The 13,158-nt window shown below is 61.3% G+C and carries 12 protein-coding genes; 5 read left to right on the top strand and 7 right to left on the bottom strand.

Annotated elements, in window-relative coordinates:
• Positions 1-147: 147 nt before the first annotated feature.
• Positions 148-654, top strand: a complete 507-nt coding sequence (locus tag QMK52_RS17485) for a GNAT family N-acetyltransferase (protein WP_413817814.1) — start codon at positions 148-150, stop codon at positions 652-654.
• A 481-nt stretch (positions 655-1,135) separates the two neighbouring features.
• Here QMK52_RS17485 and QMK52_RS17490 read toward each other — a convergent pair whose 3' ends face one another.
• The gene (locus QMK52_RS17490) at positions 1,136-2,074 is read right to left on the bottom strand and encodes a GlxA family transcriptional regulator (RefSeq protein WP_194438659.1); all 939 of its coding nucleotides are present in this window, start codon (positions 2,072-2,074) and stop codon (positions 1,136-1,138) included.
• Between the two features lie 173 nt (positions 2,075-2,247).
• Between QMK52_RS17490 and QMK52_RS17495 the strand changes: the two genes are divergently transcribed.
• The 3 genes from QMK52_RS17495 to QMK52_RS17505 all read left to right on the top strand — a co-directional run bounded on the left by QMK52_RS17495 (position 2,248) and on the right by QMK52_RS17505 (position 4,760).
• Positions 2,248-2,877 carry a TetR/AcrR family transcriptional regulator gene (locus QMK52_RS17495; RefSeq protein ID WP_032880456.1) on the top strand — a complete coding sequence of 210 codons (630 nt, stop codon included), beginning with the start codon at positions 2,248-2,250 and terminating at the stop codon, positions 2,875-2,877.
• On the top strand, positions 2,874-3,551 hold the full coding sequence (locus QMK52_RS17500) for a type 1 glutamine amidotransferase domain-containing protein (protein ID WP_194438657.1): 678 nt from the start codon (positions 2,874-2,876) through the stop codon (positions 3,549-3,551). Before QMK52_RS17495 ends, QMK52_RS17500 begins: the two co-directional genes overlap by 4 nt.
• A 78-nt stretch (positions 3,552-3,629) precedes the next feature.
• Positions 3,630-4,760 (top strand): alkene reductase, encoded by a 1,131-nt coding sequence (locus QMK52_RS17505; protein ID WP_005789462.1) that lies wholly within the window; start codon positions 3,630-3,632, stop codon positions 4,758-4,760.
• 71 nt (positions 4,761-4,831) lie between these two features.
• Here the strand turns inward: QMK52_RS17505 and QMK52_RS17510 are convergent, their stop codons facing one another.
• From QMK52_RS17510 to QMK52_RS17525, 4 genes are all read right to left on the bottom strand, one after another.
• On the bottom strand, positions 4,832-5,830 hold the full coding sequence (locus QMK52_RS17510) for an NAD(P)H-quinone oxidoreductase (protein ID WP_194438655.1): 999 nt from the start codon (positions 5,828-5,830) through the stop codon (positions 4,832-4,834).
• A gap of 223 nt (positions 5,831-6,053) precedes the next feature.
• Entirely contained in the window at positions 6,054-6,872 is an 819-nt protein-coding gene (locus QMK52_RS17515) for an alpha/beta fold hydrolase (protein ID WP_005789458.1), read from the bottom strand.
• Between the two features lie 97 nt (positions 6,873-6,969).
• Complete coding sequence (locus tag QMK52_RS17520) at positions 6,970-8,361, bottom strand: alginate export family protein (protein WP_320403149.1); 1,392 nt, start codon at positions 8,359-8,361, stop codon at positions 6,970-6,972.
• On the bottom strand, positions 8,358-9,254 hold the full coding sequence (locus QMK52_RS17525; protein WP_005789454.1) for a VOC family protein: 897 nt from the start codon (positions 9,252-9,254) through the stop codon (positions 8,358-8,360). Before QMK52_RS17525 ends, QMK52_RS17520 begins: the two co-directional genes overlap by 4 nt.
• 326 nt (positions 9,255-9,580) lie before the next feature.
• On the opposite strand from QMK52_RS17525, the gene QMK52_RS17535 reads away from it, so the two are divergent.
• Positions 9,581-10,471 carry a GNAT family acetyltransferase gene (locus QMK52_RS17535; RefSeq protein ID WP_005789452.1) on the top strand — a complete coding sequence of 297 codons (891 nt, stop codon included), beginning with the start codon at positions 9,581-9,583 and terminating at the stop codon, positions 10,469-10,471.
• Between the two features lie 80 nt (positions 10,472-10,551).
• Here QMK52_RS17535 and QMK52_RS17540 read toward each other — a convergent pair whose 3' ends face one another.
• On the bottom strand, positions 10,552-11,571 hold the full coding sequence (locus tag QMK52_RS17540; RefSeq protein WP_005789450.1) for a branched-chain amino acid aminotransferase: 1,020 nt from the start codon (positions 11,569-11,571) through the stop codon (positions 10,552-10,554).
• Between the two features lie 204 nt (positions 11,572-11,775).
• Positions 11,776-13,155 (bottom strand): dihydrolipoyl dehydrogenase, encoded by a 1,380-nt coding sequence (gene lpdA / locus QMK52_RS17545; protein ID WP_320403150.1) that lies wholly within the window; start codon positions 13,153-13,155, stop codon positions 11,776-11,778.
• Positions 13,156-13,158: the final 3 nt, after the last annotated feature.

Below are 13,158 nucleotides of genomic sequence, written 5' to 3' on the forward strand. Positions count from 1 at the left end.
CGAAGTTTATTCTAAATGTTTCAGGAATTTGGCCAGGGCAACCGCTATTTGCATTCGGTTCAGCCAATAGAAAGGATTCGACAAGCCATTGGCGTGGCAGGCACTTTTGTGAACAATGGCGCCCTGCGTTTTTCCACCGAGAGCCCCATGCCTGAAACCACCGTTGAATTGATCCAGACCGGCCCTGAAGACGCCGAGCTGATTCGCAATCTGTACCAGTACTACGCCTACGAGTCTTCGGATTGGGAACAGGAAGATGTCGAAGTCGATGGCCGTTTCTATATCCATGACGAACACTTGGCCCGCTACTGGCAAGACCCGCAGTGGAGCGCCAACCTGTTGCTGGTCGATGGCTATATCGCTGGTTTCCTGTTGATTGAAGGCAGCGAACTGCCGGGTATCGACGCGTTGGAGCTGGCCGACCTGTTCATTCTCAAGCGCTATCGCCGCAAGGGTATCGGCCGTGCCATCGCCAGCCAGGTGCTGTGCAGCGGCGCGGCCAATTGGCTGGTGCGTTTCTATGATCAGGATGAGGTGTCCCAGGCATTCTGGCGCACCGTGCTGGATAACCTGCCGCGTCCGGTGCAGATGATGGAACTGGAGGATGATCCGCAGTTGGTGAGCTACCTGATTACCCGGGCGTCATTGCACTGATGCCCCGTGATTCGAATGGGGGGGGCGGTAAATGTGGGAGGGGGCTTGCTCTCGATGGCGGCCTGACAGCCGACCAGGATGTTGGATCAGACCGAGTACATATCCGTTGTTTGGGTAACGGCTGCTATTGGTTCCGCTTTTACAGCGGCTCACTTTTGAAAAGCGCAAAAGTAAGCAAAACGCTCTTGCCCCACCACTCGGCACCTCGCCTGGGCTCGGTGTGCCCGTAATCCGCCATGGATTTGGGGGGCCGCCGCCACGCGCCATCCATGGCGCGGGGCGGCTAAACCGGCATCCCTGCCGGTTTACCCCCCAAATCCCTGTCGAATTCCGGCCAGCGTGGTTTGACGGGGCGCCTCAGATCAAAAGCAGATCAAGATCAAGATCAAGAGCGGCTCGCTTCGCATCGTGGTTACGGTTGGCGAATGCAAAGTTGTGTAGGTACCTATGGTAATCGGGGGCAAGCCCCTCCAACACGGGCCTAGCCTGGATTGAACAGCACCTGCTGCATCGCCTGGGGCGGCTGCCCGAATGCCCTGAGGAACGCCTGGCGCATGCGCTCGCGATCACCAAACCCGGTTTCGCGGGCGACCACTTCCACCGGGTGGCGGCTGGTTTCCATCATGGCCCGGGCCGCTTCCACCCGCAGGGCTTCGATGGCCTTGGCCGGGGTTTGCCCGGTTTCTTCGCGAAACACTCGGCTGAACTGGCGCGGGCTGAGCCGGGCGACGTCGGCCAGGGCGTCGACTGACAAATCATGGGTGAGGTTTTCACGCGCATAGGCCAGGGCCAGTTGCACGCGGTCGGATTTGGGGTCCAGTTCCAGCAAGGTCGACAATTGCGATTGCTCGCTGCCGCGGCGCTGGGCTATCACCAGCTTGCGTGCGATGCGGCGCGCAAGGTCGCTGCCCAGGTCGTTCTCCACCATCGCCAGTGCCAGGTCGACCCCGGCGCTCATGCCGGCACCGGTCCACACCTGGCCGTCCACCACGAACAACTTGTCTTCTTCCAGGCGAATATCCGGGTAGCGCTTGCGAAACGCCGGCGCGTGGATCCAGTGGGTGGTGGTGCGTTTGCCGGCGAGCAGGCCCGCTTCTGCCAGCACAAAGATGCCCATGCATAAGGAGGCCACCCGGCGCGACTGTGCCGACGCTGCCTTGACCAGTTCCAGCAGGTTGGCCTCCGGTAGGCGAAACTCCAGATAGCCGCTGACGATCAGAGTGTCATAACCCTCTGGGCGGATGGCGTTGGTATTGACTGAAAAGCCCTGGGAGGTCATCACCGCGCCGCCGCTTTCCGATACCAGGTGAAACTCATAGGCCGGCTCACCGCGCAGCAGGTTGGCGCACTCGAACACCGAGCCCAGGCTAAGGCTCAACGACTGGAAATTCGGGTAAACCATCAGCGCAACGCTGTGCATTGCATCTCTCCAAGGGGCAGGGGAGAGGGGATTGTCGGCGTGTACCAGGCAAACGGCAACCGACTTTGGCGCATGTCCGGAATCCTTGCGGATATGACATTGTGAGTGGTTGCCTCGCTGCCTAACATGGCCCCAACGAACTAGACGACTGGTCTAATCGCACGGAGGCAAGCATGAGCAACGCAAGCAGCAGTGCACGGCAAGCGATTCTTGAACGTGCGCAATCCATCGTCGGTGCCAAGGGATTTTCCGCGGTGGGCTTGAACGAAATCCTGCACGCCGCACAAGTGCCCAAGGGCTCGTTCTATCACTACTTCAACTCCAAGGATGCGTTTGGCGTGGTGTTGCTCGATACCTATTTCGACCAGTACGTCGAAGGCATGCAGCAGCTGTTGGATCAGCCGGGTTTAACCCATCACGCCAAGTTGATGCGCTATTGGCAAGGCTGGATCGACAACCACACTGGCTGCACCGATACTGGCAAGTGCCTGGCCGTCAAGTTGGGGGCTGAAGTCTCCGACCTGTCAGAACCCATGCGATTGGCGTTGCAGCGCGGTACTTCGCGCACCATCGAGTTACTCGCGCTGGCCCTGGAGCGCGGGGTCGAAGACGGCTCGCTCAGGTTCGAGCACGCCCCGCACAGCCTTGCCAAGCGCTTGTATGCGCTGTGGCTGGGAACCAGCGTCATGGGCAAGATCACCCGTACCACTGCGCCGTTCTGCGAGGCGCTGCTGCTGACCCAACAGTTGTTGGGCGGCCCTGAAAACCCTGCTACTCACATCGATCGAGGCACTGGAAAATGAAAGTATTAATGGTACTGACCTCTCACGACCAGCTTGGCGATACCGGGCGCAAGACCGGCTTCTGGCTCGAAGAGTTTGCCGCCCCTTATTACGTGTTCAAGGACGCTGGCGCCGTTGTGGTGCTGGCTTCCCCAGCTGGCGGCCAGCCGCCGTTGGACCCGAAGAGCGATGAGCCGGATGCGCAAACCGAGCAGACAGAGCGCTTCAGGAAAGACCCGGTTGCGCAGTCGGCCCTGGTTGGCACGGTGAAGCTGGAAACGGTCAACGCCGCCGACTTCGACACCCTGTTCTACCCTGGCGGCCACGGCCCGCTGTGGGACCTGGCGGAGTCGCCGGTGTCCATCGCGCTGATCGAGGCGTTCGAACGGGCCGGCAAACCCATCGGATTTGTCTGCCATGCACCGGGTGCCTTGCGCCACGTCAAGGCAGTCAACGGTGAGCCGTTGATCAAGGGCCGCCGTGTGACCGGGTTCTCCAACTCGGAGGAAGCCGCGGTGCAATTGACCGATGTTGTGCCGTTCCTGATTGAAGATGAATTCAAAAAACTGGGCGGCAAGTATGAGAAGGGTGCCGATTGGCAATCCTTTGTGATTGTCGATGGCTTGCTGGTCACTGGGCAGAACCCGGGCAGCTCCAACGAAGTGGCCGTGGAACTGCTGGCACTCAGCGCTTAAGTTAATAAACCGAGGTACGCACTGGCGACTCCCAGGAGTCGCCAGGGTTTTCGTTCGTCCTGAATCTGGAATATCCCCATGCCTGACTGCATTTTGAACACCCCGATAAAGCTGGGGCATCATCGCTTGAACAATCGCGTTGTGCTGCCGCCGCTGACACGCCAGCGCAGCGCCCAGCCGGGCAATATCGCCACCGACCTGATGGCCGAATATTACCGCCAGCGTGCCAGTGCCGGCTTCATGGTCAGCGAGGGTACGCAGATCGAGCCGCGCGGCCAGGGCTACGCATGGACGCCGGGCATCCATACACCGGCGCAGATCGAGGGTTGGCGCAAGGTGACCGCAGCGGTACATGCCGAGGGTGGGGTGATCTTTGCCCAGCTATGGCACGTGGGGCGGGTGTCCCATAACGCCTTGCAACCTGGCGGCGCTGCACCGGTGGGGCCGTCTGCACTGCCGGCGCTGCAAGCCAAAGCCTTTATTGAAACCGGTCCGGGTGTGGGTGAGCTGGTGCAGCCACCCGTGCCTCGTGCGTTGAGCCCGCTGGAAATCGACGAGTTGGTCGGACACTACGCCCAGGCTGCTCGCAATGCCCTGGACGCCGGGTTCGATGGTGTGGAAATCCATGCGGCCAACGGCTATTTGGTCAACCAGTTCATCTCGGCCCACTCCAACATCCGTGAGGATGAGTACGGCGGTTCGCTGGACAATCGCCTGCGCTTGCTGCGCGAGATTGTCGAGGCGGTGTGCAAGGTGGTGGGGCCGCAGCGCCTGGGCGTGCGCTTTTCGCCGCTGTTCAGTGGCACCGATCAGGATCGGGTCTACATTGGCCTGGTGGAAGAAGACCCGCACCGTACCTATATCGAAGCGATCAAAGTGCTGGAAGCGTCGGGCATCGCCTATGTTTCCATCGCCGAAGCCGACTGGGATAACGCGCCGGACCTGCCTGAAACATTCCGCCAGGCCGTGCGCCGCACCTTCAGCGGCAGGATCATCTACGCCGGCCGCTACACCGCCGAGCGCGGTGCACGGTTGGTCGAGGCTGGGCTGGCGGACCTGATCGCCTTCGGACGGCCGTTCATTGCCAACCCAGACCTGCCCCAGCGGATTTTCAATGGCTGGCCATTGAATGCGTTGAAGGCAGAGGGCTTGTATGGGGGGACTCAGGCGGGGTATGTGGATTATCCGGTATATGCCGAACCGGAGTGACACACGCCCCTCCCACATTTGTGCCGAGTACCGTCAAACTTGGCCGGTCGCCAAGGATTGAGGAAAGCGCCTCACTCCACCCGCAACACAATCTTGCCAATGTGATCCCCACCTTCCATTCGCGCATGGGCCTGGGCGGCGTCGGTGTATGCGTAGACCTTGTCGATGATCGGCAGGCAGCGCCCGGCGCTGAGCACCGGCCACACGTATTCGCGTAGCTGTTCGGCAATCGCGGCCTTTTCTTCGCGGGTGCGGGCGCGCAGCAGGGAGCCGGTGATCACCGCGCGTTTGGCGAGGATGGTCAGCAGGTCGACGTCATGAGCCTTGCCGCCACCGAGGAAGCCGAGCATCACCAGGTGACCGTCCATGCCCAGGGCCTTGAGGTTGTTGTTCAGGTACGAGGCACCCATGATGTCGAGAATCACATCGACGCCTTTGCCATCAGTCTGTTGGGCAATGACCTCGGCAAACTCCTGTTCGCGGTAGTTGATCGGTTCGGCGCCCAGCTTGGCAATCGCGGCACATTTGTCGGCGCTGCCGGCGGTGGCGAATGCCTGGATACCGAACTCCTGGCAGAGCATCAATGCGGTGGTGCCGATGCCGCTGGTGCCGCCGTGGATCAAGGCGCGCTGGCCTTTATGGGCACCGCCGAGGCCGAACAGGTTGGCCCAGACCGTGAAGAAGGTTTCCGGCACGGCGGCGGCCTGAATCCAGTCCATGCCCGCCGGGACCGGCAGCGCCTGGCTGGCCGGCACCGCACAAAACTGCGCATAGCCACCGCCATTGGTCAGGGCACACACCTTGTCGCCCAGGCTGTATTCAGTCACGCCAGTGCCCAGCGCCACCACTTCACCGGCCACTTCCAGCCCGGGAATCGGGCTCATGCCGGGTTTCATCGGGTATTTGCCGGCGCGTTGCAGCGCGTCTGGGCGGTTGACCCCGGCGGCGTGCACGCGAATCAGAATTTCACCTGGCCCGGCCACTGGCACGTCGGCGCGACGCGGCTGCAAGACCTCGGGGCCGCCAGGCGTGGTGATTTCGATCAGGGTCATTTCTTGGGGGAGCGTCATGGAAAAGTTCCTGTAGCGATGAGCGTATGGGTTGGGACCGTAGCGCGGGGTCGGCAGTTCAGCAAGATCATGCCGGGTTCTTTCGGCAATGCAACCGCTGGCGACAACCGCGGGATTTCAGCACAAGCCTGCAAGTACGTTGGCGCGGTTTCGGACGCGTTTCGCCTGAGCAAAAAAAAGCCGGGCGAACCCGGCCAAACAAGGAGAGGAGGTTGCAAGCGGTTCAGCGGCTGAGGAACGCCAACAGGTCTTCATTGAGCTGCTGGGTGTGGGTCGCGGCAAACCCGTGGGGTGCATCCTTGTAGACCTTCAGTTGCGCGCCGTTGATCATTTCGGCAGCCACCTTGCCGGTGGTTTCGAACGGCACGATCTGGTCGCCGTCGCCATGGATCACCAGGGTCGGCACGTCGATTTTGGCCATGTCCGGGCGGAAGTCGGTTTCGGAGAAGGCGCTGACGCAATCCACAGTCGACTTGAGCGAGGCAAGCATGGCGATCTGCAGGGTCTGGCTGAGCACACCCTCCGAGACTTGCTGGCCCTTGTTGATACCGAAGAACGGCGTATTGAAATCGCTGATGAATTGGGCGCGATCCTTCAACAGGCCGGCCTTGATGCCATCGAACACCTCGGTGGGGACGCCTTGGGGATAGTCCGGTTGCTGGCCGAAGATCGGCGTCACGGCACCCAGCAACACCAGGCCGGCGACACGAGCGCTGCCATGGCGGGCGATGTAGCGCGCCACATCACCGCCACCCATGGAAAAGCCCACCAGGGTCACGTCCTTCAGGTCCAGGTGTTCGATCAACTGCGCGATATCGTCAGCGAAGGTGTCGTAGTCGTTACCGGTCCAGGGTTGGTCCGAGCGGCCAAAGCCACGGCGGTCGAACGCGATAGTGCGAAAGCCGCGGCTGCTCAGGTACTCCATCTGGTATTCCCACATGTCGGCATCCAGCGGCCAGCCGTGGCTGAACAGCACGGGCTTGCCGCTGCCCCAGTCCTTGAAGTAGATCTGGGTACCGTCTTTGGCAACGAAGGTGCTCATCTGAATCTCCTTGCTTGAGTTAAAAAAGCGCTGAAAAAACCGTATCACTATTGCCGTTAACCTGAGCCCAGGCTTGTATGGGTGTGCTCGCCTGAGGTTACCAACTGAACTTGAGTTCCATGCCCAGGTAGTTGCTGTCGTGCCCACCGGCATCACGCAGGGTCTGGCCAGCCGCGTAGTGCACGGCCTCGATTGCACCGCTGAGGTTGGAGGTAAACGCGTAGTCGGTGCGCACTTGGCCATAGGCGCCGGTCCAGCGTTGACCCTGGCCAGCCGTTCCGGCGACGGCGAGGTTGGGTTGGGTATAAACCGCGTCCGCGGTGGTCTGCCGCCACAACAGGCCGACAGCGGTTTGCACGCTCAGCTTGGCGATGGGTTTGACGGTGATTGATGGCTTGACGTGGATCAGGTTGCTGTAGCCCGTATAACCGGCCAGGGAAAAGTAGTAGCCGTTGGGGAACAGTGGGTTGAAGGTGCCGACGCGGCCATCACCGCGCTTGCGGTCACCGGAGGCGACATCCACTTGCAGGCCGAGGCGCGGTGTCCAGGCCAGCGTGTCGAAGGTGTAGCCGGTACGGCTGCCGCCGGCCCAGGCGCGGATCGCCTGGCTGCCCACCGACCCCTTTTGCAGCATGGCTTCGATATCCCAGTCGAAGCCCCGGGCCGCGCCGCCCAGGCGTACGTCGAGCAACTGGCGGGTCTCGTTGCCGTCGGCATCCAAGTAATGGGCGGCACGGCGCTCGTAGACGCCGTAATAGGCCGACAACTCATTGCTGCCGCCCACCAGCCGCTCGACCCGCAGCATGTGGAAGCGCGCGTCACGATTGGATTTGTCGTCAAAGTGCCGGCCATCCTGGTATTGCACCGGTTGGCTGGCGATCCCGATAAAACGCCACTGGGGCGTTTCCCAGTCGGCCCACAGCGCGTCGAAGGACTGGCGCACATTCGGGCCATCGCGCGACGAAATAAAGCGCTGCAAATCGAAGGCAAAGTCCTGGCGACCCGCCCGAGCCTTAAAGGTGCCGGCGCTAAAGGTCTTCACGTATTCGGCAAAGGCCAGGCGCAGGTCGACGCGGTTCTGGTCGGCGCCGCCGATGGTGGTTTTGTCATAGGCCCGTACATCTTCCAACTGGGTGAACAGCCGCCAGTGTTCGTTGAGGTGCAAGTCGGCGTGCACCTGAAAACGCTGGATCAGGTAGCGATCACGCGCTACATCGCGCACGCCGAAGCCGCTGGCGTCGTTCATCTCGAAGCGTTCGCGCAACGTCGCACCCAGGGACAGGTAGGTTAACGGGTTGGCGGCGGACAGCGGGATGTACTTGAGGTTGTCCAACGGTTGCGTGCGCAGTGCCGGATCCTTGAACACAGACCAGTCTTCCTGCCAGCGATTGGCCTTGATGGCCGGGCGGGTCGGTTGATTGTCGGCATGTACGCTGCCCACCACCAGCGGCCACAGCACGGCCAGGCCCCAGCCTGTACGACGGATCATTTTGCCGCGATGAGTTGGTGAATTTCCGCGACGTAACCGCCCGGGAATTGCACCAATGCGCTGCGACGGCCTTTGCTGGCGAAGCTCGGCACCAGTACGGTAGCGCCCGAGCCCGTGGCTTTGGCCAGGGTGGCCGTCAGGTCGGCTACCTCATAGCCGGTGGTTTCATGGCCAAAGGGGTAGGGCAGTTGGCCGTTGGTCACCAGTACCGCCATACGCCCAAAGGGCGACGTGATTTCGACGCGTCGGTAAGTGCCGCCAGCCTGGCCCACCTCCACAGCAGGTGCGTGCTTGTCATCGGCGACCACTTTGCCGTGGGAGAAGCCAAGGAACGCCTTGATAAAGCGATCGGCGCGATCGGCGCTGAGGTACACGCGGTTTTCCGGCACCGTCTGGAAGGCGGCGTAATCGGGGGTCTTGGTATGCCAATACAGCTGCATGTTCACGCCGCCCGGCCACTGCACCACCGCATCGCGGCCGATGGGATCGGGAAAATCGCTGACGATGACCGCAGCGCCGTTGTCCCGAGCTGCCTTCAGGGCCACGTCCATGTCCTTGACCAGATAACCATTGCGCTCCTGGCCGAAAGGATGGGGGATGGGCGTGGTGAAGCCGAACAGTGACACCGTGCCGGCCGGGGTCTGCAACAGTTGCGAAGTGGTGCTGCTCGGCACCGGCAGCACATTGACCACCACCTGGGGCGTGCTCTTGCCCCCGAACGTGGCCAGGAAACTCTGGGCAAAACCCTCTACATCAGCGGGTGCTACATACACATGGCTGGTGTCGTATTGCGGCGCCACAGCCACTACCGGCGTGGCCGCCCATGCGCTGCCCGCCATGGCCCCGGCCAGCAATGTCACGGCCAGGGTTACCGCCCTCACTTTTCTGTACATGCCTACTCTCCAGCGCTTTCAAGAAAGTCAAAAGCTTAGGGGGCGGGCGGTGACGCCGATTGTATGGGCGTGCTTGGTTGAACGGTTCAGCGTCAATGGCATTGCCCGCACCTGTTGCGGTTCGCTGATCGGCCGTATCCAGAAAGCCCGGGAGATGCTGGGTTCTGCGCCGAACAGGGGGTTGTCCGGGATGTGGAAATGATCGATATGCAGGGCATCAACGAGGCGTATAGCTTATCTTTAGCTGACCCACCGCTATCGGGATCAAGCTCCCTTCCACATGCACAGTGGGGTGTTCATTACAGTCGCGCCAGCCAGGAGGAGTCATGTCGACCGTTGTTCGTCTCGCCCAAGCAGCCGATGCCCAGGGCATCAGCCAGGTCATTCTGGCGGCCTTGCACAGCAGCAATGCACGGGATTATCCAGCAGATGTGATTGCTCGCGTCGCCACTCACTTCACGCCCGATGCGGTTCTGGAACTGCTCAACCGCCGTATTGTGCTGGTGGCTACCCAGGACCATTCAATCGTCGCCACCGCTGCCCTTGATGCCAACGTGGTGCGTTCGGTCTTCGTCAATCCCGAGCTGCAAGGGCAGGGTATCGGCCGTTTGTTGATGATCGAGATCGAACTGCGTGCCCGCGAAGCCGGGGTGACAGTGTTGAGTGTACCGTCCTCACTGACCGCCGAGCCGTTCTACAGCAAGCTGGGTTTTCACACCGTGCGCGATGTCTACCATGGCAACGAGCGCACGCTGGTCATGGAAAAGACCTTGCTGTCACGGCATCCCATCGGCCCCTACCGCGACCGGCAGCATCGCGCCCAAGTGATTGAGTTATGGCAGCAAGCGTTTGGCTATGACACCGCGCATAACCTGCCGAGCCTGGCGATTGACAAGAAGCTGGCGGTCAACGATGGGTTGTTCTTCGTGGCCACCGACAAGAAAGCCGTGATTGGTACGATTCTCGCGGGCTATGACGGCCATCGTGGCTGGTTGTACTCGGTGGCGGTGCATGAAGACTATCGTCGCCATGGTTTGGGATCGTCACTGGTGCGCCATGCCGAGCAGGCGTTGACGGCCTTGGGCTGCATGAAGATCAACCTGCAGATCACCGGCGGCAATGACGTCGTGGTGGGGTTTTATGAGGCGTTGGGGTATGGGGTGGAGCCGAGGATCAGTATGGGCAAGAAGATTGCCGGGAATATTCCTCAGTCCTGAAAATACTGGAGATCAAATGTGGGAGGGGCGGTGCGACGATTCGACTTGCCCCTCCCACAGTGTATTGCGGTGTCGCTGGCTTAGACCTTGACGATCCAACCCGCTGGCGCTTCAACGTCACCGGTCTGCACACCGGTCAGCTCTTTGTAGAGCTTCTGGGTAACCGGGCCGACTTCGGTTTCGCTGTGGAACACGTGCATCTTGCCGTTGTGCTGGATGCCGCCGATCGGCGAAATCACCGCAGCAGTACCGCAGGCGCCGGCTTCCTTGAACTGGTCCAGTTTGTCGATGAACACTTCGCCCTCGACCACGTCCAGGCCCAGGCGGGTCTGGGCCAGTTCCATCAGCGACAGGCGGGTGATGCCTGGCAGCACCGAAGGCGACTTCGGCGTGATGAACTGGTTGTCGTGGGTGATCCCGAAGAAGTTGGCCGAGCCGACTTCTTCGATTTTCGAGTGAGTCATCGGGTCCAGGTAGATCGCGTCGGCGAAGCCGGATTTCTTTGCTTCAGAGCCCGGCATCAGGCTGGCGGCGTAGTTGCCACCGACCTTGGCGGCACCGGTGCCTTGCGGCGCAGCGCGGTCGAAGGTGGAGATCTGGAAGTTATGTGGCACCAGGCCGCCTTTGAAGTAGGCCCCGACCGGGATGGCGAACACCGAGAAGATGAACTCCGGCGCAGAGCGTACGCCGATATTGTCACCGGTGCCGATCACGAACGGGCGCAGGTACAGCGCGCCGCCACTGCCATACGGCGGGATGAAACGCTCGTTGGCCTTGACCACTTGTTTGCAGGCGTCGATGAAGTCTTCGGTCGACACATGCGGCATCAACAGGCGGGCACAGCTGCGTTGCATACGTGCAGCGTTCTGGTCCGGGCGGAACAGGTTGATCGAACCGTCCTTGCAGCGATAGGCCTTCAGCCCCTCGAAGCATTGCTGGCCATAGTGCAGGGCGGTGGAGCCCTCGCTGATGTGCAGCACGTTGTCGTCGGTCAGGGTGCCTTCCTGCCATTCGCCGTTTTTCCAGACCTGGAGAAACCGCTTGTCGGTCTTGATGTAGTCAAAACCCAGCTTGTCCCAATTGATGCTTTCGTTACCCATGACACCCTCTATCTCTGGTCAAGTCGGATTTTTTACTGGATGGGAGCAACAATACTGCATTCTTGGCTTGTGTGGGAGCGGGTGGGTGGACCATTGAGCCTTTGTATTGGCTGGTCCACCGTCATCGCGGGCAAGCCCGGCTCCCACATTTGACTGCATTCCAAATGTGGGAGCTGGCTTGCCTGCGATAGCGTCACCGCGGTTTCACAGATGCAAGGCGTGGCCCAGTGCCCGCAATGCCGCTTCCTGCACCGCCTCGCCAAGGGTCGGATGGGCGTGAATAGTGCCGGCCACATCCTCAAGGCGCGAGCCCATTTCCAGGCTCAGGCCGAACGCGGTAGACAGCTCGGACACCCCAGCCCCCACGGCTTGCCAACCGACAATCAGATGATTGTCACGCCGCGCCACCACCCGCACGAAGCCAGCCTTGGACTCAAGCGTCATGGCCCGGCCATTGGCGGCGAGCGGGAAGCTCGACACGATGCAGTCCAACCCGGCAGCCTTGGCCTCGTCCGGGGTCTTGCCGACCACTACCAGTTCCGGGTCGGTAAAGCACACCGCTGGAATCGCGGCCGGGTTGAATTCGCGGGTCTTGCCGCTGATCAGTTCGGCCACCATCTCGCCCTGGGCCATGGCCCGGTGCGCCAGCATCGGTTCGCCGCTGAGGTCGCCGATGGCATACACATTGCGCATGCTGGTCTGGCAACGGCTGTCGATCTTGATCGCCGCGCCGTTCATGTCCAGGTTCAGCGCTTCGAGGTTCCAGCCTTGGGTGTTGGGTTTGCGCCCAACGGCTACCAGTACCTGGTCGGTGTCCAGCGCCAAGGTGTCGCCATTGGGCGCACGCACTTGCAGCTTGTTGTCGGCAAAGCCAGTGACGCTGTGTTCCAGGTACAGCTTCACCCCGAGTTTCTTCAGGGACTCGGCCACCGGCAAGGTCAGCTCGGCATCGTAGGCGGGCAGGATATGTTCCTGGGCCTCGACCACACTGACCTCGGCACCGAGCTTGCGATAGGCGATACCCAGTTCCAGGCCGATATAACCGCCGCCCACCACAATCAGGCGCTTGGGCACGCGGGTCGGTGCCAAGGCTTCGGTGGACGAGATGATCGGCCCGCCAATCGGCAGCATCGGCAGGTTGACACTTTTCGAGCCGGTGGCCAGCAGCAGGTGTTCGCACTGGATGCGCTGGTCGCCCACCTCGACAGTCTTGCCGTCGATAACCTTGGCCCAACCGTGAACGACCTGCACCTTGTGTTTTTTCAGCAGCGCGGCGACACCCGTGGTCAGGCGATCGACGATGCCGTCTTTCCATTCCACGCTTTTGCGGATGTCCAGGGTCGGCACATCCACTTCAATGCCCAGTTGTGAGCCCTGGCTGTGATGCACGGTCTGCTGGAACTGCTCGGCTACATGGATCAGCGCCTTGGAGGGAATGCAGCCGATGTTCAGGCAGGTGCCGCCCAGTGCCTGGCCTTCCACCAGTATGGTGGGGATGCCCAGCTGGCCGGCGCGAATCGCCGCCACATAGCCGCCAGGGCCGCCGCCGATAATCAGCAGCGTGGTGTGCAATGTCTGAGTCATGCC

Source organism: Pseudomonas sp. P9_2, assembly GCF_034008255.1.
Lineage (GTDB): Bacteria > Pseudomonadota > Gammaproteobacteria > Pseudomonadales > Pseudomonadaceae > Aquipseudomonas > Aquipseudomonas synxantha_A.

What these genes read in the sequence shown, in the direction of transcription:
- QMK52_RS17485 (WP_413817814.1), top strand. Translation starts at nt 148, where the DNA reads ATGCCTGAAACCACCGTTGAATTGATCCAGACCGGCCCTGAAGACGCC.
- QMK52_RS17520 (WP_320403149.1), bottom strand. Translation starts at nt 8,361, where the DNA reads ATGATCCGTCGTACAGGCTGGGGCCTGGCCGTGCTGTGGCCGCTGGTG.
- QMK52_RS17505 (WP_005789462.1), top strand. Translation starts at nt 3,630, where the DNA reads ATGCCTGACTGCATTTTGAACACCCCGATAAAGCTGGGGCATCATCGC.
- QMK52_RS17495 (WP_032880456.1), top strand. Translation starts at nt 2,248, where the DNA reads ATGAGCAACGCAAGCAGCAGTGCACGGCAAGCGATTCTTGAACGTGCG.
- lpdA (WP_320403150.1), bottom strand. Translation starts at nt 13,155, where the DNA reads ATGACTCAGACATTGCACACCACGCTGCTGATTATCGGCGGCGGCCCT.
- QMK52_RS17540 (WP_005789450.1), bottom strand. Translation starts at nt 11,571, where the DNA reads ATGGGTAACGAAAGCATCAATTGGGACAAGCTGGGTTTTGACTACATC.
- QMK52_RS17515 (WP_005789458.1), bottom strand. Translation starts at nt 6,872, where the DNA reads ATGAGCACCTTCGTTGCCAAAGACGGTACCCAGATCTACTTCAAGGAC.
- QMK52_RS17510 (WP_194438655.1), bottom strand. Translation starts at nt 5,830, where the DNA reads ATGACGCTCCCCCAAGAAATGACCCTGATCGAAATCACCACGCCTGGC.
- QMK52_RS17500 (WP_194438657.1), top strand. Translation starts at nt 2,874, where the DNA reads ATGAAAGTATTAATGGTACTGACCTCTCACGACCAGCTTGGCGATACC.
- QMK52_RS17490 (WP_194438659.1), bottom strand. Translation starts at nt 2,074, where the DNA reads ATGCACAGCGTTGCGCTGATGGTTTACCCGAATTTCCAGTCGTTGAGC.
- QMK52_RS17535 (WP_005789452.1), top strand. Translation starts at nt 9,581, where the DNA reads ATGTCGACCGTTGTTCGTCTCGCCCAAGCAGCCGATGCCCAGGGCATC.
- QMK52_RS17525 (WP_005789454.1), bottom strand. Translation starts at nt 9,254, where the DNA reads ATGTACAGAAAAGTGAGGGCGGTAACCCTGGCCGTGACATTGCTGGCC.